The sequence below is a fragment of the Leptospira ellinghausenii genome (genome assembly GCF_003114815.1).
GTDB classification, from domain to species: Bacteria; Spirochaetota; Leptospiria; order Leptospirales; family Leptospiraceae; genus Leptospira_A; species Leptospira_A ellinghausenii.
Genome location: NZ_BFAZ01000003.1, coordinates 251,344 through 273,274, shown reverse-complemented (window position 1 = coordinate 273,274; position 21,931 = coordinate 251,344). Strand labels below are relative to the sequence as shown.

Annotated in this window: 34 protein-coding genes and 2 tRNA genes; 3 read left to right on the top strand and 33 right to left on the bottom strand. The window is 40.1% G+C overall.

Annotated elements, in window-relative coordinates; translation table 11 throughout:
• Positions 1–64 precede the first annotated feature (64 nt).
• Positions 65–964, top strand: a complete 900-nt coding sequence (locus DI076_RS03595; RefSeq protein WP_108958628.1) for a hydroxymethylglutaryl-CoA lyase — start codon at positions 65–67, stop codon at positions 962–964.
• A complete protein-coding gene (locus tag DI076_RS03590; protein WP_108958682.1) occupies positions 954–1,850 on the top strand; it encodes a TIGR02757 family protein in 897 nt (298 codons plus the stop codon). Before DI076_RS03595 ends, DI076_RS03590 begins: the two co-directional genes overlap by 11 nt.
• Here DI076_RS03590 and DI076_RS03585 read toward each other — a convergent pair.
• The 4 genes from DI076_RS03585 to DI076_RS03570 all read right to left on the bottom strand — a co-directional run bounded on the left by DI076_RS03585 (position 1,810) and on the right by DI076_RS03570 (position 4,382).
• Positions 1,810–1,884: transfer RNA gene (locus DI076_RS03585), tRNA-Glu, on the bottom strand. The two genes, DI076_RS03590 and DI076_RS03585, sit on opposite strands and share 41 nt — an antisense overlap.
• Positions 1,885–1,923: 39 nt before the next feature.
• Positions 1,924–1,996, bottom strand: a tRNA-Lys gene (locus DI076_RS03580).
• Between the two features lie 78 nt (positions 1,997–2,074).
• On the bottom strand, positions 2,075–3,349 hold the full coding sequence (locus tag DI076_RS03575) for an adenylosuccinate synthase (protein ID WP_108958627.1): 1,275 nt from the start codon (positions 3,347–3,349) through the stop codon (positions 2,075–2,077).
• 7 nt (positions 3,350–3,356) lie between these two features.
• A complete protein-coding gene (locus DI076_RS03570; protein ID WP_108958681.1) occupies positions 3,357–4,382 on the bottom strand; it encodes an ATP phosphoribosyltransferase regulatory subunit in 1,026 nt (341 codons plus the stop codon).
• A 122-nt stretch (positions 4,383–4,504) separates the two neighbouring features.
• Between DI076_RS03570 and DI076_RS03565 the strand changes: the two genes are divergently transcribed.
• A complete protein-coding gene (locus DI076_RS03565; RefSeq protein ID WP_108958626.1) occupies positions 4,505–6,523 on the top strand; it encodes a 1-acyl-sn-glycerol-3-phosphate acyltransferase in 2,019 nt (672 codons plus the stop codon).
• Here DI076_RS03565 and DI076_RS03560 read toward each other — a convergent pair.
• From DI076_RS03560 to rplD, 29 genes are all read right to left on the bottom strand, one after another.
• Positions 6,513–8,333, bottom strand: a complete 1,821-nt coding sequence (locus DI076_RS03560) for a PAS domain-containing sensor histidine kinase (protein WP_108958625.1) — start codon at positions 8,331–8,333, stop codon at positions 6,513–6,515. The genes DI076_RS03565 and DI076_RS03560 overlap by 11 nt on opposite strands.
• 114 nt (positions 8,334–8,447) lie before the next feature.
• Positions 8,448–8,966: a 50S ribosomal protein L17 gene (rplQ, locus tag DI076_RS03555; protein ID WP_108958624.1), complete on the bottom strand. Its 519-nt coding sequence runs from the start codon at positions 8,964–8,966 to the stop codon at positions 8,448–8,450.
• A gap of 1 nt (position 8,967) precedes the next feature.
• Positions 8,968–9,945, bottom strand: coding sequence for a DNA-directed RNA polymerase subunit alpha (locus tag DI076_RS03550; protein WP_002974165.1), 978 nt, complete (start codon positions 9,943–9,945; stop codon positions 8,968–8,970).
• Between the two features lie 25 nt (positions 9,946–9,970).
• Positions 9,971–10,603 (bottom strand): 30S ribosomal protein S4, encoded by a 633-nt coding sequence (gene rpsD, locus DI076_RS03545; RefSeq protein ID WP_100727886.1) that lies wholly within the window; start codon positions 10,601–10,603, stop codon positions 9,971–9,973.
• A 9-nt stretch (positions 10,604–10,612) separates the two neighbouring features.
• Positions 10,613–11,026, bottom strand: a complete 414-nt coding sequence (gene rpsK / locus DI076_RS03540) for a 30S ribosomal protein S11 (protein ID WP_004783964.1) — start codon at positions 11,024–11,026, stop codon at positions 10,613–10,615.
• Between the two features lie 11 nt (positions 11,027–11,037).
• Entirely contained in the window at positions 11,038–11,415 is a 378-nt protein-coding gene (rpsM, locus tag DI076_RS03535; RefSeq protein ID WP_035983662.1) for a 30S ribosomal protein S13, read from the bottom strand.
• 6 nt (positions 11,416–11,421) lie between these two features.
• On the bottom strand, positions 11,422–11,535 hold the full coding sequence (rpmJ, locus tag DI076_RS03530) for a 50S ribosomal protein L36 (protein ID WP_002974084.1): 114 nt from the start codon (positions 11,533–11,535) through the stop codon (positions 11,422–11,424).
• 9 nt (positions 11,536–11,544) lie between these two features.
• Positions 11,545–11,763, bottom strand: coding sequence for a translation initiation factor IF-1 (gene infA, locus DI076_RS03525; RefSeq protein WP_012476295.1), 219 nt, complete (start codon positions 11,761–11,763; stop codon positions 11,545–11,547).
• Positions 11,764–11,773: 10 nt separating this feature from the next.
• Positions 11,774–12,337, bottom strand: coding sequence for an adenylate kinase (locus tag DI076_RS03520; protein ID WP_100727887.1), 564 nt, complete (start codon positions 12,335–12,337; stop codon positions 11,774–11,776).
• A gap of 3 nt (positions 12,338–12,340) precedes the next feature.
• Positions 12,341–13,720 carry a preprotein translocase subunit SecY gene (gene secY, locus DI076_RS03515; RefSeq protein WP_015678147.1) on the bottom strand — a complete coding sequence of 460 codons (1,380 nt, stop codon included), beginning with the start codon at positions 13,718–13,720 and terminating at the stop codon, positions 12,341–12,343.
• Positions 13,721–13,727: 7 nt separating this feature from the next.
• Positions 13,728–14,261, bottom strand: coding sequence for a 50S ribosomal protein L15 (rplO, locus tag DI076_RS03510; protein WP_108958623.1), 534 nt, complete (start codon positions 14,259–14,261; stop codon positions 13,728–13,730).
• Between the two features lie 4 nt (positions 14,262–14,265).
• Positions 14,266–14,445 (bottom strand): 50S ribosomal protein L30, encoded by a 180-nt coding sequence (gene rpmD / locus DI076_RS03505; protein ID WP_002974048.1) that lies wholly within the window; start codon positions 14,443–14,445, stop codon positions 14,266–14,268.
• Positions 14,446–14,459: 14 nt separating this feature from the next.
• Positions 14,460–14,963: a 30S ribosomal protein S5 gene (gene rpsE, locus DI076_RS03500; RefSeq protein ID WP_002973816.1), complete on the bottom strand. Its 504-nt coding sequence runs from the start codon at positions 14,961–14,963 to the stop codon at positions 14,460–14,462.
• A 3-nt stretch (positions 14,964–14,966) separates the two neighbouring features.
• On the bottom strand, positions 14,967–15,335 hold the full coding sequence (gene rplR / locus DI076_RS03495; protein ID WP_108958622.1) for a 50S ribosomal protein L18: 369 nt from the start codon (positions 15,333–15,335) through the stop codon (positions 14,967–14,969).
• 6 nt (positions 15,336–15,341) lie between these two features.
• Positions 15,342–15,881, bottom strand: coding sequence for a 50S ribosomal protein L6 (rplF, locus tag DI076_RS03490; RefSeq protein ID WP_100721709.1), 540 nt, complete (start codon positions 15,879–15,881; stop codon positions 15,342–15,344).
• A gap of 14 nt (positions 15,882–15,895) precedes the next feature.
• The gene (gene rpsH / locus DI076_RS03485) at positions 15,896–16,294 is read right to left on the bottom strand and encodes a 30S ribosomal protein S8 (RefSeq protein ID WP_002973604.1); all 399 of its coding nucleotides are present in this window, start codon (positions 16,292–16,294) and stop codon (positions 15,896–15,898) included.
• Positions 16,295–16,311: 17 nt separating this feature from the next.
• Positions 16,312–16,497 (bottom strand): type Z 30S ribosomal protein S14, encoded by a 186-nt coding sequence (locus DI076_RS03480; protein WP_012476296.1) that lies wholly within the window; start codon positions 16,495–16,497, stop codon positions 16,312–16,314.
• A 10-nt stretch (positions 16,498–16,507) separates the two neighbouring features.
• Positions 16,508–17,059, bottom strand: coding sequence for a 50S ribosomal protein L5 (gene rplE / locus DI076_RS03475; protein WP_100721710.1), 552 nt, complete (start codon positions 17,057–17,059; stop codon positions 16,508–16,510).
• 2 nt (positions 17,060–17,061) lie between these two features.
• Complete coding sequence (gene rplX, locus DI076_RS03470) at positions 17,062–17,445, bottom strand: 50S ribosomal protein L24 (protein WP_108958621.1); 384 nt, start codon at positions 17,443–17,445, stop codon at positions 17,062–17,064.
• Position 17,446: 1 nt separating this feature from the next.
• Positions 17,447–17,839: a 50S ribosomal protein L14 gene (rplN, locus tag DI076_RS03465; RefSeq protein ID WP_002974152.1), complete on the bottom strand. Its 393-nt coding sequence runs from the start codon at positions 17,837–17,839 to the stop codon at positions 17,447–17,449.
• The gene (rpsQ, locus tag DI076_RS03460; protein WP_012388932.1) at positions 17,836–18,105 is read right to left on the bottom strand and encodes a 30S ribosomal protein S17; all 270 of its coding nucleotides are present in this window, start codon (positions 18,103–18,105) and stop codon (positions 17,836–17,838) included. The genes rplN and rpsQ overlap by 4 nt, the downstream gene beginning before the upstream one ends.
• Positions 18,106–18,108: 3 nt before the next feature.
• A complete protein-coding gene (gene rpmC / locus DI076_RS03455; protein WP_100721558.1) occupies positions 18,109–18,381 on the bottom strand; it encodes a 50S ribosomal protein L29 in 273 nt (90 codons plus the stop codon).
• Positions 18,378–18,791, bottom strand: a complete 414-nt coding sequence (rplP, locus tag DI076_RS03450) for a 50S ribosomal protein L16 (protein WP_012388934.1) — start codon at positions 18,789–18,791, stop codon at positions 18,378–18,380. Before rplP ends, rpmC begins: the two co-directional genes overlap by 4 nt.
• 22 nt (positions 18,792–18,813) lie before the next feature.
• Complete coding sequence (gene rpsC / locus DI076_RS03445) at positions 18,814–19,491, bottom strand: 30S ribosomal protein S3 (protein WP_100721560.1); 678 nt, start codon at positions 19,489–19,491, stop codon at positions 18,814–18,816.
• A gap of 3 nt (positions 19,492–19,494) precedes the next feature.
• Positions 19,495–19,845, bottom strand: a complete 351-nt coding sequence (gene rplV / locus DI076_RS03440; protein WP_100721562.1) for a 50S ribosomal protein L22 — start codon at positions 19,843–19,845, stop codon at positions 19,495–19,497.
• Positions 19,846–19,853: 8 nt separating this feature from the next.
• The gene (gene rpsS / locus DI076_RS03435) at positions 19,854–20,132 is read right to left on the bottom strand and encodes a 30S ribosomal protein S19 (protein WP_002974021.1); all 279 of its coding nucleotides are present in this window, start codon (positions 20,130–20,132) and stop codon (positions 19,854–19,856) included.
• Positions 20,133–20,145: 13 nt separating this feature from the next.
• Entirely contained in the window at positions 20,146–20,982 is an 837-nt protein-coding gene (gene rplB / locus DI076_RS03430; protein ID WP_108958620.1) for a 50S ribosomal protein L2, read from the bottom strand.
• A 2-nt stretch (positions 20,983–20,984) separates the two neighbouring features.
• The gene (locus DI076_RS03425; RefSeq protein ID WP_002973792.1) at positions 20,985–21,290 is read right to left on the bottom strand and encodes a 50S ribosomal protein L23; all 306 of its coding nucleotides are present in this window, start codon (positions 21,288–21,290) and stop codon (positions 20,985–20,987) included.
• A gap of 4 nt (positions 21,291–21,294) precedes the next feature.
• Positions 21,295–21,930 carry a 50S ribosomal protein L4 gene (gene rplD, locus DI076_RS03420; RefSeq protein ID WP_100727889.1) on the bottom strand — a complete coding sequence of 212 codons (636 nt, stop codon included), beginning with the start codon at positions 21,928–21,930 and terminating at the stop codon, positions 21,295–21,297.
• Position 21,931: the final 1 nt, after the last annotated feature.

The following is a 21,931-nucleotide window of genomic DNA, read 5'->3' as shown; positions in this document are numbered from 1 at the left end:
ATAAAATCATTGCATTCTCTCTTTCTATAAACAAGCTAAAGAGTATAAATAGGAGTGAATTGTTTTGGAGAAAGTAAAAATCACAGAAGTTGGACCAAGAGACGGATTACAAAACGAAAAAACCATTCTCTCCACTCAGGATAAATTTGAATTCGTAAAACGTCTAGTCGAATCTGGGACAAAACACATAGAGCTCACCTCTTTTGTTCGAAAAGATCGAATTCCCCAAATGGGAGATGCGATCGAACTATCTACACTCGTATTACCAAAATTTGCAAGCGATGTCGAATTTTCATGTCTGACTCCAAACACCAAAGGATATGAAGCAGCAAAACAAGCTGGTTTCAAAGAAGTGGCGGTGTTTACTGCGACTTCCGAATCTTTTACGAGAAAAAACATCAACATGACAGTCTTGGAAAGTTTTACTTCCTTCCAACCAATTTTTGACCAAGCAAAACAAGATGGAATCAAAGTCAGGGGTTATATATCTACAGTCATTGCCTGTCCATATGAAGGAAAAATAGCACCAGAAAAAACGTTAGAAGTCGCTTTACGACTATTAGATGCCGGTGCCTATGAAATTTCACTTGGGGAAACAATCGGTGTTGCTGTTCCAGATGAAATAGAAAAATTATTGGAAGTATTACTAAAAAAAATTCCGATTTCTTATCTCAATTGTCATTTCCATGATACCTATGGAATGGCAATTGCGAATACAAAACAAGCTCTCTCCATGGGGATACGAAGTTTTGATAGTTCCGCTGGAGGGTTAGGTGGTTGCCCCTATGCAAAAGGAGCTGCAGGAAATGTGGCAACAGAAGATTTAGTTTATTTTTTAACGAGAGAAGGATATGATACAGGGATTCAATTGGATTCACTAGTAAGAGTGAGTCAATTTATGGAAACAAAACTGGATCGCCAATTTAGTTCCAGAACCTTCATTGCCAAAAAAAATGCCAGTTGATGTACTCTTATTAAAGAAAAAATTAGAGAATCTAAAAAACAAATACCAGAGTGTATCCTATTTGGATACAGATCCCATTTGTTTCCCAAAACAATACAAAGACCCACTCGATATCGAAATTACATCATTGATTGCCTGCTTATTTGCCTATGGATCAGTCAAAAACATTCAGAATTTTTTAAATCCTATCGTTTCGGCAATGGGACCTTCTCCTTATTTATTTCTAAAACAAAAACAAAGTGCATTGGAACCCTTTCTAAAATCTCTAAAAGGGTACCGTTTCCAAACAAAAGAGGATATAATTGTTTTCTTTTTAACCTTACAAAGGATGATACAAAGACACAAAACGACAAAACCAATCTTTGAATCCACTTTTTTAGGTGAGGAATTCAATTTCCAAAGAGAAAGGTCCATACAGAATTTTCAAGCGTTCCTGGAAGAAGAATTCAAAATTACCCTGGGCAACAAACCACTTACGTATGGTTTACAGTTTTTAATTGGTAAATGGAATTCCACATCTCCTAAAAAAAGGATTTCTCTTTTTTTACGTTGGATGGTTCGAAACCAGTATCCTGATTTTGGAATCTATAAACAAATCCTTCCAAATGAAATACCCTATCCGATGGATGTTCACATTCAAAAATTGAGTAAAGTATTAGGCATTCGTGACAAAAAACAAGTGAAGTTAGATGATGCATTCCTTCTCACTGAGTATTTCAGTTTACTCAATCCCACCGATCCCTTGTTATACGACTTTTATCTAACGAGAGTGGGAATCATTGAAAAATGCAAAGGAAGTTATGTAGAGGAAATTTGTAACTTATGTGAGTTGCGGGAGGTTTGTTTGGTAGTGCCACGGGGAATTGAACCCCGATTGCAAGGATGAAAACCTTGTGTCCTAACCATTAGACGATGGCACCGTTTGAGAACGATTTCCAAGAGCTTCAAACTCTTGTGTTTGAGTCGTCGGGGATTCGAACCCCGGACCCATTCCTTAAAAGGGAATTGCTCTACCAGCTGAGCTAACGACTCGTTCTGTAGCCAAGAATATCGAACCACCTTTCTCGGTCAACAACTACTTAAAAAAAAGATACAGAACTATCTGTTTTTTTAATCCATGATGATCGTGTGATCACGATCAGGTCCAGTCGATACAATCCCAATTTTTGTATTCACTAAGTCTTGCAACGATTTGATATAAGACTGGCACAAAGGTGGTAATTTCGAAAACGAATTGATACCAGAGATATCATCTTTCCAACCCTTAAACTCAGCAAACAACGGTTTTACGCTCTCAAGTCCTTGTGATGGGAAAAAATCTAATTTTTTTCCTTTGTATTCATATCCTACTACTACTGGTATAGAATCATAGTGGCTAAGAACATCAATTTTAGTGAGAACAAGTGAGTTAATCCCGTTCACAGTGACTGCATGTTTGATCATCTGTACATCAAACCATCCACAACGTCTTGGTCTGCCAGTAGTGGATCCATATTCCCCACCTAACTTACGAAGTACGTCTCCAGCTTCACCCAAAATTTCGGAAGGGAAAGGTCCCTCACCAACTCTAGTTGCATACGCTTTTGTAATCCCAATCACATCTTTTAAATAACGGAAACTAACTCCAGAACCAGCAAGCGCTCCCCCAGTCGTTGGATTGGAACTTGTAACATAAGGATAAGTTCCAAAATCGATGTCAAGTCCTGTCCCTTGTGCACCTTCCAGAAGAACACGTTTGCCTTTTTCCAATTCGCCATTTAGGTAATACACTGTATTCACAATGTTTTTTCCCATTTTATCAGCAAAATCTAAAAGGAAATCATACATCTCTGTTGGATTCACTGGTTCTAAATCATAGTATTTTACAAGTTCTTGGTTTTTTACTTCTAGAATATGATTGAGTTTCGATTTTAAAAGGTCTTTATCGAGTAAGTCACCTGCACGGACACCATTACGTAACATTTTGTCCGCATAACACATACCAATCCCTTTTTTTGTGGTTCCAATTTTTCGTTCTGGAGAAGAACCAGCTTCTCTTGCCTCATCTATCAATCTGTGGTAAGGAAGCAGGATATGGCAGGAATCACTGATAAGGACTTTATCTTTGACCCGAAATCCATGAGATTCTAGATCGGCACATTCTTTCAGAAAGTATTCAGGATCTAGAACAACCCCATTTCCGATCACACACGTAGTATTATCATAAATAATCCCAGACGGAACTAAGTGGAAAATGTATTTTTTACCACCTACTACAACCGTATGACCCGCATTTGCGCCACCTTGGTAACGAACAATGATATCTGTATCTTTTGAAAGGTAATCAATAACTTTTGCTTTTCCTTCATCACCCCATTGGGCTCCAACGACTAAATTTGCAGGCATAAATCCCTCATTTTTCCTTATTTAACAAAACTTCAATTGAATCCAAATGCAGTGCAAATCCACATGCATCCTTTTGTATCCCTGTAAAACTTGCATATAAATCATTATACACACCACCAGCAAAAACTGGTTCAGGGTCATGTTCGACATATCCTTGGAACATAAATCCCGTGTAATACGATAAATCCCGAACAAGAGATGGATCCCAAATACAGGATACACCTAGCATTTGTTTGTTCCAAACTTCAAAAAAAGATGTAATCGAATCCAATTCATTTTTTACTAGATTCAATTCTTCTTTTGATAAATTAGATTCCAAATCTTTCTTAAAACCGACCATTTCATTTGCAGGGATCGGTTTGAGTAATAACTGAATGATTTTCATATGAGAAGCACTCGTATTTGTCCTCGCAGCAAGAGAGACTAATTCTGGAATGTTTTTCGTGTATAAAAATTGTCGTAAAACTTTTGTTTGTTCTTCATTCCAACCTAGGATGTCTAACAGACTAAGAAAGAAGGAAGAATGACCAAACACAATCGTAAATGTTTTGTTAGGAATTGTATTGTCCCAAAGTTTTTTCAGAATTTGGATTTGGGATATCAAATGGTTTGTATCACTTTTTCCTAAACTCTCGACCCCGATTTGTAAAATCTCGCGCCTAGACGCGTTTCGTTTTTTATGGTCTCTTATCTTTTTGGCAAAATAATAAATGTTTTGATTTTCTTCCCAATGGGACCTCGCAGCCATCCCCTTCACCACTTGTAATGTTAGGTCCACACCAGGAGAGAGTTCGTTTCCATCCCAATCCTTTGTGACAAGTAAACTCTCAACACCTTCATGCAACTGGGAACGAAACGAATTGGAATAATCAAAACTGGGGAGAGTGATTTCAGAATACCCTTCTCTTTCAAAGAGCTCTGAAAACGATTGTAGTAAATTTCGCCGGTTTCTGCTTTCTTCCGGTCCTAAAAAATGAAATCCATCGGGAATCCATTTCTGTTCCGAGGAAATTGTTTTGTTTTTTTGATTCATACCGGGATCTCGATCACCCAAGAAGTCAGTTTAGAGAAATCCAGGATTTACGCAATCAAATGTAAAAATCGAATAGACAAATCGAAACTTTTCAGTACGCTGATGTCGGTTTAGAGGCATACATGACAGAAAAAGAAGCCACTTTAGGACGTTGGCACAAAGAATTTTTTGAGAACATTCACTTATTTGTAAAATCCGGTCTTTCCGAACAAGAAGCAAAGTCCATTCTAGAAGAATTTTTAGTTCTGTCACAAGCGACTCCTAAACCCAAGGTCATGGAAATTTTCCAAGAACCTGAGCGATTAGAAGAGATTGGTGTCTACACCGACATCCGTCCCGAACCTCGCGATTTTATGCTCAAATTCCTAGATCCCATCATGAAGAAGTTTAAAGTGGAAGGCACAGAAAATTTAAAACTCCTCGATGGCATCATTGGCAAATACCCAGTCACTCTGATCTCTAACCACTTAAGCCATTTAGATGCTCCTGCCATTTTTACTCTACTTTACAATTCGGGGCCAGAAGGTAGAAAGATTGCTGAGTCTCTTGTCTTCATTGCGGGAAGACTTGCCTTTGAACCTGATTTTACACGCCTCGGTCTTTATATGTTTGGAACTCTCCTTGTCTGTTCCAAAAAAGATATGGCGGATAACCCTTCTCTTTCTGATGTCATGACCAAAATCAATATGCGTGCCTTTCGTAATTCACAGAAATTACAATCAGATGGAAAGGTAATCTCCATTTTCCCGGAAGGAACCCGTTCTCGCGATGGAAGGCTCATGCCTTTTGTGGACACTGTGTACCATTATGTAGCAAACAAAGTCATTTTACCGATCTCTCTCGAAGGTACGGAAAAAATTCTACCGATTGAAGGATTACTCTTCAACCAAGCAGTTGGAAAACTTGTGATCGGTAAACCTGTACTTGTTGGAGAACTGACCAAACGGGAAATGGAAACGTTTCCATCTCATATCGAACAAATTTCGTTTCCAGGAAGTGGTGACAAAAAACAATTCATCATTGATAACCTTGCCCTTCTTGTGGGAAGTAATCTCAACAAACACAAACACGGAACATATCGAAACCTTTACCGAGGTGATGTAAGAGAAACAAACCAACTCATTTCGCTTCCAAAAAAACCAGACGAACACGTTGTGATCATTGGTTCATCCAATATGTCTGTAGCCTTTGCTTGTATATTGGCAAATAAAAATGTAAAAGTGACTATTTACCATCCAGATTCAGAAATGGTAGCTAGAAGTAATGAGGAAAGACGTGATATCATCCATTACCCTATCTACAAACTGCCACCAAACATTGATTTCTCTGATAAACCAGAAATTTTAGAATCAGCAACATTATTTGTCCAAGGAACAAATCCTTGGGAATTCGATGCTGTTTACTCCAAAATCAGAACTTATTTACAGAAGAATAAATCACCGATGGTGAATGTAATCAAAGGATTTACTGGATCCAAAAAAGGGCTTATCCTAGAAGACTTAAACGAACTTCTCCTCATTGAAAGAGATCGATTGGCAGTTGTATCTGGTGCTTGTTACCCAGACCAAATTATGGAACGAAAAATTTCTGGATTTGAAATCTCTGCATTTGAAGATTCTCTCATTCCCAAACTCAAAGAACTTCTGACCAATAATTATGTATTCACTAGACCTGCGATCAATTCAAGAGATACAAAGGGCGTTCAGCTAGGTGGTGCATTAAAAACAATTTATGCACTTGCTATGGGACTTGTCGAAGGTTACTTTAAACGCGAATTAGGTGGCAATGTAGACAACACTCTATTCCATTTGAGTAACCGATTTTTTAATGAAATGGTTTCGATTGGTGTTTTACTCGGAGGAGATCCAACTACGTTTAATGGTTTATCTGGTATGACTGATTTTATGTTGGCCTGTTTTGGATCTGACACAAGAGACCGTAAATATGGTTATGATCTGGCAAATGGAACAAGACCAGAAAAAATCACCAATGGATTTTATGGTCTGAAAGTTTTACCAAACCTCATCCAACTGGATGAAAAAAGACATCCAATTGTTGCTTCTGCTTATAAAACAGTGATTCAAAATGAAGATTTTGATATAGTTGCAGAAGAATTACAAAAACAGTTAGCTAGAGTTTAGGGATAGAAACGATAAAAACCGTTTGGCCTGGTTCGGAAAATAACCGGATCTGGCCTTTGTGCCTCTCTTCTACGGATTGTTTGACGATCCCAAGGCCAAGCCCAGTTCCTTCTCCTTTTTCCTTTGTTGTATAAAAGGGTTCAAAAATTCGTTTTTGCATATTCTGTGGGATTCCTGGGCCATTGTCCTTAATGGATACCTCCACATCGGTAGTCGTTTCTTCCACTTGGACAGTCAACTTTCCTTTGAAGTGCATTGCCTGTAAGGAATTATAAATCAAATTGGTCCAAATTTGGATGAGTTCGTCTGGATATCCCATGATCACAGGATTTGCGTTATACAAACGTATACACTCAATTCCTGATTTCATTTTGTTCTGATACAAAGTAAGTACAGTTTCAATTGTATCTATGATATTGGTTTGGATTTTAGCAGAACCTCTGTCCATCCTTCCATAATTTTTTAAACTATAAACGATTTTCGATGTGCGTTCCACTGCCAAACGAATCGATTCAATACTACGTAAGGCATTTAATTCATTTAAAATGATACTGAGAATGGGAGTGTTTTTCAGTTTTTCCACAAAACTTGTATTTTCAAGAATATAATCAGATACACCCAAATCTACGATTCGATCTGCTAAATCATAAGGTGAATCAATATTGGCGGTTACAAAAAGTGATTCTAGATTCTTTTTGATTTTCCTTGTCTCTGAAAAACTATACGTTTTGGGTTTTACTTGGAAGAGTTCCGTGATCCAACGAATGATTTCCAGAGCATCTTTATCTGAATATTTACCCATACAATTTCGAATCTCAAGTAACCTAGATCCAAAATCACCCAAGCGGTTTTGTAATTCTTCACTAAATGCAGAGATAGCCGCCAAAGGGTTGTTAATTTCATGAGCCACGCTAGCTACGAGTTGGCCAAGAGTGGCCATTTTTTCGGACAAAATCAATTGGTCTTGGGTTTTCTGTAGATCTTCTAAGATACGATTCAGTTCTTTTGTCCTTTCTTTGACAGCAAATTCAAGAGCTTCTTTGTTTTGTTTGGATTCAGTGATATCAATGAGAATCGCAAGTAAAGTGGATCGACCTTCATGATTGAGAATTGTATTACCCGAAACTACGTGTCGAATTTCACCAGATTTGGTTCGAACACTTGCTTCCATACCCGTACTCCAACCTTTTTTCTGGACTTCTGCGAGTAACCTTGCTCGGTCAACCTTTGTGATCCAAATATTCAAATCATGTGATGTCTTCCCGATGATTTCATTTCTATCAAATCCAATGAGACGACAATATGCCTCATTCACATCATCGTATCTACCTGTTTCTGCATTTGATAAACTAACAGCCGCAGGATTTAACCTAAAAACACTTTCAAATAAATCCTTACTTAACTTTAATTCTTTTTGGAGTTGGTTAGCGAGTTTCTCCTTTTCCTTTAAGGCGGTTATATTCTGACCTGCACTGAGTAAGTAACGACCGTTCTCTACAATTTTCCCACTAAAAAGAATGGTGACTGTTTCACTCGTTTTAGTCAGAAGAGGGACTTCAAAATTCAGTACAAAACCATCTGTCTTTAATTTGGATAAAATGAGATCACGGTCCGCTAAATTTGAATAAATCCCTAAATCAATTGTGGTCTTTCCTACCACTTCCTCTCTCTTACGACCAAGCCAATTACAATAGACTTCATTTGCTTCCACATAGAGACCTGATTGTAAATCAGTAATTGCCATACCTATGGGACTTTCCGCAAAACTGGTATGCCAAATTCGATCAGTGATGGGTAATGAGGAGTCCATAGTTTTCGGAGGTTAAAGGCTAGCGGAATCAACGGGTATGGCAATAAAAAAACCTACTTAAGATTGATCTCAAGTAGGTTTTTCACCAAGGAATCCTTGTTAGCGGATAAGAAGTTACTTAGAAGCGGCTACTTTTTCTTTTTTGGCCTTTTTTGGTTTTTCTTCTTTTTTGGCAGGTTTTTTCTCTTCACGTTTTGCTTTCACTTCCGCTTTGAGTTCGTCTTGTGTTTTTCTATCTACAAGTTCTAAAATTCCCATCGCAGTGTTGTCTGAAGGACGGTTTACCAATCGGATGATTCTAGTATACCCACCTACTCTCTCAGCATAACGATTTGCCAAATCTTTCAAAAGTTTGTTTACGATTTCTTGGTCACCAAGGTGGCTATAAAGATACCTTGTATTGTGCAAAATCGCAGCATTTTTCTTTTGTTCATCTAGGTTTGCTAGATTTGCATCTAGATTCTTTTTCGCTCTAGTGATGATTCGTTCTGCGTAAGAACGAGCTACCTTTAACTTCGCTACTGAAGATTCAATTCTTTCGTGGCGAAGTAGAGAGATTACCATATTTTGAATCATAGCTTTTCTATGATCTGCTGATCTATTGAGTTGTTTAACTTTATTACGTTTGTTCATCTTAAAAATCTCTCATACCGAAAGAAAGTCCCATAGAGGAAAGTTTTGCTTTCAACTCTTGTAAACTCTGTTCGCTGAAATGTTTTGATTTCGTCATTTCGTCTTCTGATCTCTTTACGAGTTCACCAATGAAGTCAATTTCCAAACTTCGAAGAACGTTAGTAGAACGAACAGAAAGTTCTAATTCTTCTACGTGTTTTGATAATGCTGCTTTGAGTTTTTCATCAGCTTCATCTAACTCTTCTTCTTCTTCTTCAATTTCTTCTTCAAAATTGATGAATACAGTGAGGTGGTCTTTTAGGATTTTTGCTGCTTGTGCCACTGCATCTTCTGGTGATACAGATCCATCAGTCCAAACTTCCATTGTTAGTTTTTCGTAATCAGATCTTTGTGCTACACGAGTTTCTGATACTTCAAACAAAACTTTTTGGATCGGAGAAAAGATTGAATCGATTGGGATCGTTCCCAAAACTTCGATGTCTTTCTTTTTGTCTTCCGCAGGAACGTAACCACGTCCTCTTTGGATTTCCAAATCCATAATCAAATTAGCATCCTCATTGAGGGTAGCAATATGAAGGTCAGGATTCATGATTTCAATTGAAGAATCTACAGCAAGGTCAGCAGCTCTAAAATATCCAGCCCCTTTTAATTCAAGGTGGATCACTTTACTTGCTTCTTTATCTTCTGGCTCGTATTTGATTCGAACTTGTTTTAAGTTAAGAATGATACGAGTGACGTCTTCTGCAACACCTTCGATGTAAGAAAATTCGTGAGAAACTCCTTCAATGCGAATGGCAGAAATTGCAGCTCCTTCGATTGAAGACATGAGTGTACGACGAAGGGAGTTACCGATCGTTGTACCAATTCCTCTTTCGAAAGGTTCTGCAACAAACTTACCGTAGTTTGGTGTATTCACATCGGTAGTGAATTCGATTTTTTTGGGTCTTTTAAAACCTTTTAATAAATTCTTTGGAGACAATGTCGTATCCTTCTTCTCTAAATTCTTACTTCGAGTACAACTCTACGATTACCTGTTCTTTCACAGGGATATCAATATGTTCTCTTGTTGGAAGTGAAGTCACTTCTCCTGAGAACTTGGCATAATCCACACTCACCCAAGAAGCAGTACGATTGATTGCTTGGGCTAGTTTGATATTTTCTTCGATAAACGCGGATTTTTGAAACTTCTCACGAATTTCGATTTTATCACCAACATTCACACGATAGGAACAAATATCAACTCGGTGGCCATTCACTAGAATGTGTCTATGTGCCACAAAGTTACGAGCTTGTCTTCTAGTAACAGCAAAACCCATACGATAAAGAACATTATCCAATCTTCTTTCAAGGAATTGGAGTAAATTCTCACCAGGAATCCCTGGAGTGTGAGAAGCTTCTTCAAAGTATCTACGGAATTGTTTTTCTAACACACCATAAGCGCGTTTTACTTTTTGTTTTTCACGTAGCTGTGCACCGTATTCTGTTACCTTCCCTTTCTTTTTTGGAGGAAGACCTGGTGGGTACTTTCTCTTTTCGAGGGAAGATTTTTCTTTATGTAATGTATGACTATTTTTGAGAAAGAGGTTAAGTCCCTCTCTTCTCATCAATTTAACAACTGGACCTCGGTAACGTGCCATATCTAATTCCTACACCCTTCTTCTTTTTCGTGGTCGGCACCCATTGTGCGGGAGCGGAGTTACGTCTTTAATGAGTTTGATTGCAATCCCTTTTGTGGTCAAAGAACGAATGGCAGATTCACGTCCAATTCCAGGACCTGAAACCATTACATCCACTTCAGAAAGACCAGCAGCTTCGATTGCTTTCTCAGCAGCATTGGTAGCAGCTACTTGTGCTGCATAAGGAGTGGATTTTTTGGATCCACGAAATCCCATCATTCCGGAAGAAGACCAAGAAAGAACGTTTCCTGCCATATCAGTAATCGATACGATTGTATTGTTAAACGAAGCTTGGATATAAACCTTACCCCGTGGAACATTCTTCTTTTCTTTTTTCTTAACCTTTTTGGTATCTTTTTTATTCTTTGCGTCTTTTTCAGCCATGGACTGGTCCTCTACTTAGTAGCCTTTTTCTTATTGGCTACAGTCTTCTTGACTCCCTTACGGGTTCTTGCGTTGGTTCTTGTTCTTTGTCCGTTGACTGGAAGTCCGCGTCTATGACGGAAACCTCTGTAACATCCCACATCCATCAATCGTTTGATGTTGAGGTTGACTTCGGAACGAAGATCCCCTTCTACCTGGTATGATTCTTCAATGACTCGTCGGATCGCGGCTTCTTGTTCGTCCGAGAGGTCCTTCACCCTGATAGATTCGTCAATTCCTGCTTTTTTCAGGATATTTTGAGAGGATGTCTTACCAATACCAAATACGTATGTAAGACCGATCACTATTCTTTTGTTTGATGGTAAATCAACACCCGCGATACGTGCCATATCTTCCTATCTTTGCCTTTGTTTGTGTTTTGGGTTCGTGCAAATCACTCGGATTACACCTTTTCTGCGAATGACTTTGCATTCTGGACAGATTTTTTTTACTGATGCTCTAACTTTCATTATAGTTTCCTATTTCTTTCTGTAAGTGATACGGCCCTTGGTTAAGTCATAAGGAGAAAGTTCCACAGTGACTTTATCTCCAGGTAGAATACGAATGTAGTGCATACGCATTTTTCCTGAAATGTGCGCTAAAACCTTGTGACCATTCTCTAGTTCCACACGGAACATTGCATTTGGTAACGGTTCTAAAACGGTTCCGTCAATTGTGATTGCTTCTTCCTTAGCCAGGGTATATCTCCTACTGGATTGATTTTAAAATAGTGTTAGTGATTTCTTCCATACTTCCCAACCCATTGATTTGCCGAAGGATCCCCGTGCCTTTATAAAAGTCAATCAGGGGCAACGTCTTGGTGTTGTAAGTATGCAGACGGTTTTTGATGGTCTCTTCGTTGTCATCCGAGCGTCCTTCTTTGATCGCTCTACCTAGCAAACGTTTGACGAGTTCTTCATCAGGAACGTCTAGGTTGACAACGGAGTCGAGCTCCATGTGAAGCTCTTTGAGGATTTCCGAGAGAGCCTTTGCTTGCTCCACCGTCCTTGGAAATCCATCCAAAATGAATCCATTTGCACAATCGGATTCGACCAAACGGTCGCGAATTATGCCTATAACGACAGCATCTGGAACTAGGTCCCCAGCGTCCATAAATTTTTTAGCTTCAATCCCCATAGCAGTGCCATTTTTTACAGCGGCACGAAGGATATCACCTGTGGAAATCTGAGGGATATTGTATTTCTCTTTGATGATGTCAGCTTGTGTTCCCTTTCCAGCACCTGGAGGGCCCATAAATATGAGTCTCTTCATTCGTTACACTCTTCCCTTGATTTTAGTCTTTTTCATGAAACCTTCGTAGTTTCTCATGAGGAGTTGGGCTTCGATTTGTTTTAACGTTTCGAGAGCGACACCCACCATAATGAGAAGAGAAGTTCCTCCGAATGTATACACTAATGTTCCTCCACCTGTATTAGATCCCAGGTTTAAGAATTTAATGATGAGATACGGAGCAAGAGCAAGACCAGCAAGGAAAAGAGCACCGGGTAAGGTGATTCGATTCAAAATTTTCTCGATCATTTCTTTTGTTTGGCTTCCTGGACGAACACCGGGGATAAACCCACCGTATTTTTTTAGATTATCAGCTAACTCTTGTGGGTTGAACTGAATTGCTGTATAAAAATACGCAAAGAAGATAATGAGAGAAGTATAAATCACATAATAAAATAAAGCATGATACCAAATTTGTGAGAATGGGTTAAAATAATCCATTATCACAGCCCATCCAGCCCACTGTCCCCCTTTCGAAGACAACCACTGAACAATTGTTTGTGGAAAAAGGATGAGAGAAGATGCGAAGATAATTGGCATTACGTTTGCACTGTTCACTTTGAAAGGAATGGATTGGCTACGAGCCTGTACCATCTTTCTACCCACCATTTGTTTTCCATAATTCAATGGAACCCGGCGAACCCCTTGGGTTAAAATCACCGTAAGTGAAATCAGAACAATAAAGATAATGATTAGGATTAGGATACTGAGAGCATCCGAAGTATCAGAAGTAAACATCGCAATGAGTGCTTCTGGCATACGACCAATGATACCAGCAAAGATAATGAGAGAAATTCCGTTCCCAATCCCACGTTCTGTGATTTGTTCCCCGAGCCAAATGAGAAGCACTGTTCCCGTTGTGATGGATAACATCGCAATCGGTAAAAAATATCCTTCTACAGAAGGGTTGATAAGGCCTGGGTATTTCGCTTGCGCTGTTCCCGATCCAGTGGACCAAGAATTTGCAAGTTGGATCACAGCGAGCGATTGAATCGCACAGAGGATCAGAGTTCCGTACTTAGTGTACTGTTGGATTTTTTTTCTGCCTTCTTCCCCTTCTTTCTGCATTTTTTGCAAACTAGGAATGAGAACCATCACAAGTTGCATAATGATCGAAGAAGAGATGTAAGGCATAATCCCTAGCGCAAAAATAGAAAATTTGAGAAGAGCACCACCAGCAAACAAATCTACCATTCCAAGGAAACCTTCACTTGGATCGGCAGTAATGCCCGTCACAATCAAACTGTTGATACCAGGAATGGTCACGTGAGTTCCCATTCTGAAAAGTAACAACATACCGATCGTAAATAGGATTTTAGATCTTAATTCCGGGATTCGAAAGATGTTAGCGATGGTTTGAAACATGGGTTATTTAGTTTTTTTTCTCTTCTTTTTTCTTTTCTCTGATGATGACTTTGCCACCTGCTTTTTCAATCTTCTCTTTTGCAGAAGCTGAAAATGCATCAACCGTAATGGTAATGGCAACAGTCACTTCACCAGTTCCGAGTAACTTGATCGGTCCTAGTTCGGATTTGATAAGTGACTTTGCTTTCAAAATCGCAGGAGTCACTTCTCCCGAAAGACCAGCTTTCGTAAGAGAAACCAAATTCACAGGTTGGAACACTTCAGAGAAGATATTCGTAAAACCACGTTTTGGTAAACGTCTGTGGAGAGGGAGCTGACCACCCTCGAATCCACGTCTCATCGAAGCAGCACGAGCTCTTTGTCCTTTGGAACCACGAGTGGAAGTTTTTCCCATCCCAGATCCAGGACCTTGGCCAACGCGTTTTGGAGAGGTTTTTGCGCCTTCTGGAACAGGAACCAAGTTTTTGTTTCCGAGAGATGTGGATTTTTTAGCGCGTTTTGCACCAAACCCACGACCTTGTTCGATTCTTTCTTGTGCCATATTATTATACCTTTTCCACTTTCAACAAGTAACCTACTTGTCGTAACATCCCTTTCAATTGGGGAGTCATTTTGTGTTTTTTGGATTGACCTTTCTTTTTAAGGCCGAGAGCAATCAGAGTTTTTTTGTGCATCGGGATGATACCGATGGAACTTCTTTCTTGCGTTACGATCACTTCTTCCATAGTCAGATTCCTTCTTATAGATCTTGCCCAAACAAGTGTTTGAGGCTAACACCACGTCGTTTCACCGCCATAGACGGAGTTTCCAACTGTTGTAATGCATCCATAGTCGCCTTTACAATGTTCATCGGGTTTGAAGAACCCCAAGATTTTGTTAGAACATCCTGGATCCCGGCTCTTTCCAAAACGGAACGAACAGAAGCTCCAGCGATGATCCCAGTTCCTGGTGAAGCTGGTTTCAAAATCACTCGTGCTGATTTGAATTGTCCAACCACATCATGTGGAACGGTGTGACCAATGTAATGAATGGATTTTAAATTCTTTTTTGCAGATTCGATGGACTTTCGGATCGCATCTGGAACTTCATTTGCTTTTCCAAATCCAATGCCTACTTTTCCTTTGGAGTCACCTACAACGGATAAAGCATTAAAAGAGAAACGACGTCCCCCTTTTACTACTTTGGCAACGCGGTCGATTTTAACGACTTTTTCAGTAAATTCTTTTGTTTCTTCTTCTAACATCATTTAGAACTCCAATCCACCTTCACGGGCAGAATCAGCAAACGCAGCGATTCTTCCATGGTAAACCATTCCAGAACGGTCGAGTACCACTTGGGAAACACCCGCTTTTTTCGCCTTATCAGCAACTACTTTACCGAGTTCGGTTGCAGCCGATTTACTCTTCTTAGAATTTTCATGTTTCGGAAAATCTTTCTCGAGAGTGGTTGCGTATACAAGTGTTACACCTTTTGCATCATCTATGATTTGTGCAGTCAGGTAACGGTTTGTTTTATTAAACACTAACCGAGGCCTATCCGATGTTTGGCGGATTTTGTATCGAACTCTCTCCGCTCTTCTCAATCTTTTACTATTTTTAGCTGTCTTGTTGATCATGACGTTCTACTTCTTACCGGTTTTTCCGGCCTTTCTACGGATGTATTCGTTCTGATATTTGATCCCTTTGCCTTTATAAGGCTCCGGAGGTCTTTTGGAACGAATGTCAGCCGCAACTTGTCCAACCAGTTGTCGGTCAATGCCCGATACTTTGATTTTGAGCTGATCTGCGACTTCGATTTTGATGCCATTTGGCTCAGGAAAAACCACTTCGTGAGAGTACCCAAGAGCCATCACAAGATCCTTACCACGTTTTTGCGCACGGTAACCGACCCCAGTGATTTCTAGGTTTTTTTCCCAACCAGTTGTGACACCCTTTACACAGTTCATCGCAAGGGAACGAACGAGACCGTGGAGAGCCACTGTCTTCTGGTCTTCACTTTTTCTTGTGAACACCAATTCGCCGTTTTCCACGTTTGCTCCGACACCTTCATAAAGTGGAGTTTTTAATTCCCCTAATGGCCCTTTGATTGTAAGGGCTTCTGCATCTGCTTTAACTTCTACCTTTGCAGGCAATTTGATGATACTTTTTCCAACTCGAGACATGGTGTTATCGTTCTCTAGAATACCTTACAGAGAACTTCCCCTCCTACTCTGAGTTTACGAGCGCGTTTTCCCGTCATCACACCTTTCGATGTCGAAAGGATGAGTGTTCCGATGTTATTTCGGAAAGGACGGATTTCACCGGATTGGATGTACACCCGACGTCCTGGTGTGGAAACACGTTCAATCATACGGATCACAGGTTTTTTCTCTGTGTCGTATTTCAATTTTACTTGGAAGTCATCAAAACTTCCATTTTTTACAGTTTGGACATCATCTACAAAACCTTCTTCTTTGAGAAGATCTAGGATGGACTTTTTGATTTTGCTACCAGGAATCACACAAAGCTCATGTTTAGCTTGTTGTGCGTTTCTAATTCTTGTTAGCATATCTGCGATTGGATCTGAAAGACTCATATCTTACCTTAACCTAATTACCAGGAGGACTTTTTCACACCGGGGATCTGAGCCTTGCTAGCAAGGTCCCGGAAGCAAAGACGACACATATCAAAGCGGCGCAAATAAGCGCGTGATCGACCACAAAGAGGGCAACGATTGTACTCTCTCACTTTGAATTTTTGCTCTTTGGCGTGGCGTTCCATCATTGATTTTTTCGCCATGAGTAATCTCCTACTTACCTGCCGCTCGGTAAGGCATACCGAAGGCTTGGAATAATTCGAACGCTTCTTTGTCCACTTCCGTGTTCGTTACGAAAGTGATATTGATTCCATAGATCGTATTGATTTTATCAAATTGGATCTCTGGGAAAATGATCTGTTCTCTAACAGAAAGGTTGTAATTCCCTCTGCCATCAAATCCCTTCGGGCTAACACCACGAAAGTCACGAACCCTTGGAAGGGCAACGTTGATGAAACGATCAAGGAACTCATACATATGATGTCCACGTAGAGTCACTTTGCAACCAAGCACCATTCCTTCTCTCACTTTGAAACCCGCGATGGATTTTTTAGCGAAAGTTTTCACAGGTCTTTGTCCAGTGATTTGGCCAATTTCCACAAGACATGCTTCCATTGCCTTAGGGTTTGTGTGAGCTTCACCCATCCCTACGTTGATTACGATTTTTTCTAATTTTGGAACTCGCATTACACTTTGGAAGCCGAGTGACTTTTGGAGTGTAGGACGAATTTCCTTTTCGTATTTTGATTTAAGCCTAGGTACCATATCTATACTTCTTTCCCTTCAGGTCGAGTCACTCGTACGGATTTACCATCCTTCTCAGCAAAGCCCAAGCGTACAGCCTTAATTTTCTTCTTTGGCTTCGCTTTGTTCTCTGCTTTTGCGTCGTGAAACATCACATTGGAAATATGGATCGGGAATTCGATTTCAATCGCACCACCACCAGGGTTTTCTTGGGTTGGGCGAACGAATCTTTTTCTTTTGTTCACACCTTCGATGTAAACACGGTCTTTACGTTTATCAACAGCAAGAACCTTCCCTTTTTTTCCTTTTTCTTTTCCAGAAATCACAAGAACTTCATCGTCCTTTTTGATTTTTGTTTTTTTGAATTTAGTAGGCTCGGAACCTCTATATGCTAACTTAGTCGCCATTTTAGAGAACCTCCGGAGCTAGAGATATAATTTTCATGTATTTTTTATCACGTAGTTCACGAGCAACAGGTCCGAAGATCCTTGTTCCTTTTGGGTTACCTTTATCATCGATAATGGCAACCGCGTTGTCATCAAAACGGATGTAAGTTCCGTCTGGACGACGAACTTCTTTTTTCGTTCTTACGACAACGGCTCTTTGAACCGCTTTGTTATGCACTTTCTTTCCTTGCCCGTCACGAAGTCCGTATGCAGGTTGTGCTTCTTTCACAGCGACGATGATTTCGTCACCAAGCGTTGCGTAGCGTTTTTTGGAACCGCCAAGCACTTTAACGCACATGACTTTTTTCACACCCGAGTTATCGGCTACTTGTAAAATAGTTTCTTGTTGGATCATACTAATTTCGCCTTCTCAATTACCTTTACAAGTTTATGGTGTTTCTGTTTAGAAAGTGGTCTTGTTTCCACAGCGATGACTCGATCACCAACTTGACACTCGTTCTTCTCATCGTGAATTTTCACTCGAGAAGTTCTGGTCATAATTTTCTTAAACCGTGGGTGCACTTTTCTTGTGATGATTTCGATCACTACGGTTTTATCCATAGCATCACTCACAACTACACCTTGAATGGTTAAAGATTTTTTAGAGTTTTTATCTTCCATAACCTACTTCTTCTTACCTTTGCTTGTTTTTGCGACTTTTGGAGCCGAACCAGCTTTCGGTGCGATTTGTTTGAGTTTACCTTTGGCAGCTAGTTCCTTCTCACGAAGGACAGTTAACGCTTGGGCAATTCTCTTCTTATGATTGCGGATTACTTTTGGGTTCTCAAGAGATCTTGTAACCCCAAATTGGAATCTTGCTTTTCTAACTTCTTCTGAAGAGGAGAGAATTTCTTTCTTCAAATCTTCTGGAGAAAGTGATTTGAAATCGTCTTTCATAGAACGTTCCTCTTAACAAATGAAGTTTCAACTGGCAGTTTAAATGCTGCTAGGTGGAGTGCTTTTCGTGCTGTTTCTTCATCAACACCAGCCATTTCAAAAAGAACTCGTCCTGGTCGGATTTCAGCAATCCAGAACTCAGGGTTACCTTTACCTTTACCCATACGAGTTTCGGCAGGTTTTTTAGTGATTGGTAAATGAGGAAAGATCCTGATCCATAATTTCCCACCTCGTTTTACTTGGCGGTTGATAGTGATCCTTGCTGCCTCAATTTGTCGCGCAGTGATACGACCGGAGGAAATGGCTTTTAAACCAAACTCTCCGAACGCAACGTAAGAACCTCTTTCGTCCTTACCTTTTAAGCGCCCTCTTTGGCGTTTTCTAAATTTTACTCGTTTAGGTGCTAACATGATGGTTTCTCTTTAGTACTTCTTAACTCGTTCTACGTTTTACAGCGTATTTATCTTCATCGGATTCTTCCTTCGTTGGGAAGTAATCACCGGTATAAGTCCATACTTTCACACCGATTTGTCCGAAAGTCGTGAGAGCTTCTTTGAATCCAAAATCAATTTTGGCACGAAGAGTATGAAGAGGGACTCGTCCTTCCATATACTTTTCAGTTCTTGCCATGTCCGCCCCATTGAGACGTCCAGAGATTTGGATTTTGACACCTTCAACCCCACCGCGCATCGCACGACGAAGTTCCGCTTTCATGACACGACGGAAAGGCATCCTTTGTTCGATTTGAAGGGCAACCGTTTCAGCAATCGCTTGTGCGATGATTTCTGGTTTTTTCACTTCGATGATGTTCATTCCGATCGGTTTATCAGCGTATTTTTTAAGCTCTTGTTTCACCGCTTCGATGTTTTGGCCTTTTTGACCAATCACCATACCTGGTTTAGAAGTATGGAGATTCACGTTGATTTTTTCAGGGAATCTTTCGATTACGATTTTCACAACGGATGCATTTTTGAATTTCTTCTGAAGGAATCTACGGATCTTGATATCTTCGTGAAGATTTTTGATGTAATCTTGTTTGGAAAACCAAACCGAATCCCAGTTACGTGTGATTCCGATTCGTAGTCCGATTGGATTTACTTTCTGACCCATAAATTAGCTAACCTTCTTTTCGATTTCAGATACAACAACGGTAATGTGGCTTAGGCGTTTACGGATCCGAGAAGCACGTCCACGTGCTCTTGGGCGGAAACGTTTCATGATTGGTCCGTCATCCACATAGATTTTTTTAACATAAAGTGAGCTAGGATCCAAACTTTCATTCATCTGAATGGCATTTGCCACTGCAGAGTTGAGAAGGTTAATGATCATTGAACTTGCCGATTTGTTTGTAAATCGCAAGATATCTATCGCTTCTTTGTAATCGTATCCACGAACTTCATCCGCAACCAGGCGAGCTTTTCTGGCAGAAATTCTGAGGTGTTTTCCTACTGCTTTTGCTTCCATCACTCTACCTATTTCTTCGCTACTTTTTTGTCTCCACCATGACCTTTGAAGGTTCTAGTGGGAGCAAATTCACCAAGTTTGTGTCCAATCATGTTTTCATTCACATAAACAGGAACAAACGCTTTGCCATTATGAATCATGACTGTATGACCAATCATATCTGGATAAATGGTACTTCTTCTGGACCAAGACTTGAAGGGAGTTTTTTTCCCTTCAGAGTTTAACTTGGTAATTTTTTTCATGAGGTGGTCGTCGATGAACGGACCTTTTTTTAAGCTTCTAGCCATGAGTATCTAGATCCTACCTATTCCTGTTTTTCTTACGTCTTTGGACAATAAAACGGTCAGACGGTCTAGTCTTACGTGTTTTAAATCCTTTCGTAGGTTTACCCCAAGGAGTCACTGGGTGACGACCTCCGGAAGTTCTACCTTCACCACCACCGAGTGGGTGGTCCACAGGGTTCATAACGACCCCTCTTACCTTCGGTCTTTTTCCTAACCAACGGTTACGACCGGCTTTTCCTATGATCACTAAGTTGTGGTCTTTGTTGGAAAGTTCTCCAACTGTCGCCAAACACTCTTTACGCACCTTTCGGATTTCCGAAGAAGGAAGTTTGAGGGATACGTAGTCACCGTCTTTTGCGGAGATTACAGCAAAGGAACCTGCTGTTCTTGCAATCTGACCACCTTTTCCAATATGGAGTTCGATGTTGTGAACGTTTGTTCCTGCAGGGATTTTATCCAATGGAAGTGAATTTCCTAGTTTAATCTCCGCGTTTGGACCAGACTCAATTTTATCCCCAACTTTAAGACCGTTAGGAGCTAAAATGTATCGGTATTCCCCATCCGCATAACAGACAAGAGCAATGAATGACGAACGGTTTGGATCGTATTCAATTGTTTTTACTGTTGCAGGGATTCCAAATTTATTACGTTTAAAATCGATGATACGAAACTTTCTTTTGTTACGTCCACCTTTGCGTCTAACAGCGATACGTCCCTTATTATCACGACCAGCCTTATAAGAAAAATTGGCTGTGAGAGGTTTATAAGGAACCACTTCTGTGATTTCTTTGAAATCTAATACCGAATAATACCGGCTCGACTGTGTTGTGGGTTTAAGTTTTCTAATTCCCATAATTAAACCTTAGCAAAATCCAAATTTGCTCCGTCAGCAAAGGTCACTACAGCTTTTTTGTAGTGAGGTCTAGGGGACGGCATGTTTCTAAAACGTTTCATTTTCCCACGGTAAACGGCTACGTTTACAGCAGTTGGAACAACGTTATACATTTGTTTCAGGGCTTGTTTGATCAAAGTTTTGTTCGCATCCGGGTGGACTTTGAACGTATACTTGACAGTTCTTTTTCCCATACGTTCTCCAATTGTTTGCAGGTCTTGCGACTTTTCTGTAACAACCGGTGATAAGATTACATTCTCTAGGTTCACTGTCTTATCCTTTCTTAGAATACTGAGCCTGAAGCTCTTTTAAAGCGCTTTCAGAGATTACTAAATTGTTATTATAGAGGATGTCTCGGCAAACGACACGTTTGCTGTTCACATATTTGAGGTTCTCTATATTGCGAGTGGATCTTTTTAGAAATTGGTTTTCACCAGCTACTACAAATCCCACGTTACCCTTCTCTGCAATGTCCATGTTCTTCAAAATATTGTAGATGGACTTTGTGGAGTAAGAAGAAGGTTCTACGTCTTCTATGATCGCGATTCTGTTTTCTTCTGCCTTTTTGTTAAGGATGGAGAGAACAGCTTTCTTCTTAACGCTGCGTGACAAGTTAGAGGAATAATCTCTTGGTTTTGGTCCATGAATGATACCACCACCAACGAAATGAGGAGCTCGGATGGATCCTTGTCTTGCACGACCAGTTCCTTTTTGAGCCCAAGGTTTGATTCCCCCACCGCGAACTTCGGAACGATCTTTTGTAGAATGTGTTCCTTGTCGATTGTTCGCATTTTCAGCTTTAACCGCATCATAGATGGCTCCAAGCGAAATGCCGGTAGCAAATAATTCTGCCGGAAGTTCAACTTCGCTTACGAATACGCCTTCTTTATTGTATTTACGCGCTTTCATG

Excerpts from the sequence above, each read along its gene's own strand:
- DI076_RS03565 (WP_108958626.1), top strand. The coding sequence starts at position 4,505 with ATGACAGAAAAAGAAGCCACTTTAGGACGTTGGCACAAAGAATTTTTT.
- rpsS (WP_002974021.1), bottom strand. The coding sequence starts at position 20,132 with ATGGCTAGAAGCTTAAAAAAAGGTCCGTTCATCGACGACCACCTCATG.
- rplR (WP_108958622.1), bottom strand. The coding sequence starts at position 15,335 with ATGATCAACAAGACAGCTAAAAATAGTAAAAGATTGAGAAGAGCGGAG.
- rpsC (WP_100721560.1), bottom strand. The coding sequence starts at position 19,491 with ATGGGTCAGAAAGTAAATCCAATCGGACTACGAATCGGAATCACACGT.
- DI076_RS03560 (WP_108958625.1), bottom strand. The coding sequence starts at position 8,333 with ATGGACTCCTCATTACCCATCACTGATCGAATTTGGCATACCAGTTTT.
- rpsK (WP_004783964.1), bottom strand. The coding sequence starts at position 11,026 with ATGGCTGAAAAAGACGCAAAGAATAAAAAAGATACCAAAAAGGTTAAG.
- rplE (WP_100721710.1), bottom strand. The coding sequence starts at position 17,059 with ATGGTACCTAGGCTTAAATCAAAATACGAAAAGGAAATTCGTCCTACA.
- rplP (WP_012388934.1), bottom strand. The coding sequence starts at position 18,791 with ATGTTAGCACCTAAACGAGTAAAATTTAGAAAACGCCAAAGAGGGCGC.
- rplX (WP_108958621.1), bottom strand. The coding sequence starts at position 17,445 with ATGGCGACTAAGTTAGCATATAGAGGTTCCGAGCCTACTAAATTCAAA.
- DI076_RS03575 (WP_108958627.1), bottom strand. The coding sequence starts at position 3,349 with ATGCCTGCAAATTTAGTCGTTGGAGCCCAATGGGGTGATGAAGGAAAA.
- rpsQ (WP_012388932.1), bottom strand. The coding sequence starts at position 18,105 with ATGGAAGATAAAAACTCTAAAAAATCTTTAACCATTCAAGGTGTAGTT.
- secY (WP_015678147.1), bottom strand. The coding sequence starts at position 13,720 with ATGTTTCAAACCATCGCTAACATCTTTCGAATCCCGGAATTAAGATCT.
- DI076_RS03570 (WP_108958681.1), bottom strand. The coding sequence starts at position 4,382 with ATGAATCAAAAAAACAAAACAATTTCCTCGGAACAGAAATGGATTCCC.
- DI076_RS03520 (WP_100727887.1), bottom strand. The coding sequence starts at position 12,337 with ATGAAGAGACTCATATTTATGGGCCCTCCAGGTGCTGGAAAGGGAACA.
- rplD (WP_100727889.1), bottom strand. The coding sequence starts at position 21,930 with ATGAAAGCGCGTAAATACAATAAAGAAGGCGTATTCGTAAGCGAAGTT.
- DI076_RS03590 (WP_108958682.1), top strand. The coding sequence starts at position 954 with ATGCCAGTTGATGTACTCTTATTAAAGAAAAAATTAGAGAATCTAAAA.
- rplO (WP_108958623.1), bottom strand. The coding sequence starts at position 14,261 with ATGGCACAAGAAAGAATCGAACAAGGTCGTGGGTTTGGTGCAAAACGC.
- rpmC (WP_100721558.1), bottom strand. The coding sequence starts at position 18,381 with ATGAAAGACGATTTCAAATCACTTTCTCCAGAAGATTTGAAGAAAGAA.
- rpmJ (WP_002974084.1), bottom strand. The coding sequence starts at position 11,535 with ATGAAAGTTAGAGCATCAGTAAAAAAAATCTGTCCAGAATGCAAAGTC.
- rpmD (WP_002974048.1), bottom strand. The coding sequence starts at position 14,445 with ATGGAAGAAGTGATCGTAACGCAAGAAAGAAGTTCCATCGGTATCATC.
- rplF (WP_100721709.1), bottom strand. The coding sequence starts at position 15,881 with ATGTCTCGAGTTGGAAAAAGTATCATCAAATTGCCTGCAAAGGTAGAA.
- rplV (WP_100721562.1), bottom strand. The coding sequence starts at position 19,845 with ATGGAAGCAAAAGCAGTAGGAAAACACCTCAGAATTTCTGCCAGAAAA.
- rpsM (WP_035983662.1), bottom strand. The coding sequence starts at position 11,415 with ATGGCACGTATCGCGGGTGTTGATTTACCATCAAACAAAAGAATAGTG.
- rplQ (WP_108958624.1), bottom strand. The coding sequence starts at position 8,966 with ATGAACAAACGTAATAAAGTTAAACAACTCAATAGATCAGCAGATCAT.
- DI076_RS03480 (WP_012476296.1), bottom strand. The coding sequence starts at position 16,497 with ATGGCGAAAAAATCAATGATGGAACGCCACGCCAAAGAGCAAAAATTC.
- rplN (WP_002974152.1), bottom strand. The coding sequence starts at position 17,839 with ATGATCCAACAAGAAACTATTTTACAAGTAGCCGATAACTCGGGTGTG.
- rpsD (WP_100727886.1), bottom strand. The coding sequence starts at position 10,603 with ATGGCACGTTACCGAGGTCCAGTTGTTAAATTGATGAGAAGAGAGGGA.
- rpsE (WP_002973816.1), bottom strand. The coding sequence starts at position 14,963 with ATGTTAGAAGAAGAAACAAAAGAATTTACTGAAAAAGTCGTTAAAATC.
- rpsH (WP_002973604.1), bottom strand. The coding sequence starts at position 16,294 with ATGAGTCTTTCAGATCCAATCGCAGATATGCTAACAAGAATTAGAAAC.
- rplB (WP_108958620.1), bottom strand. The coding sequence starts at position 20,982 with ATGGGAATTAGAAAACTTAAACCCACAACACAGTCGAGCCGGTATTAT.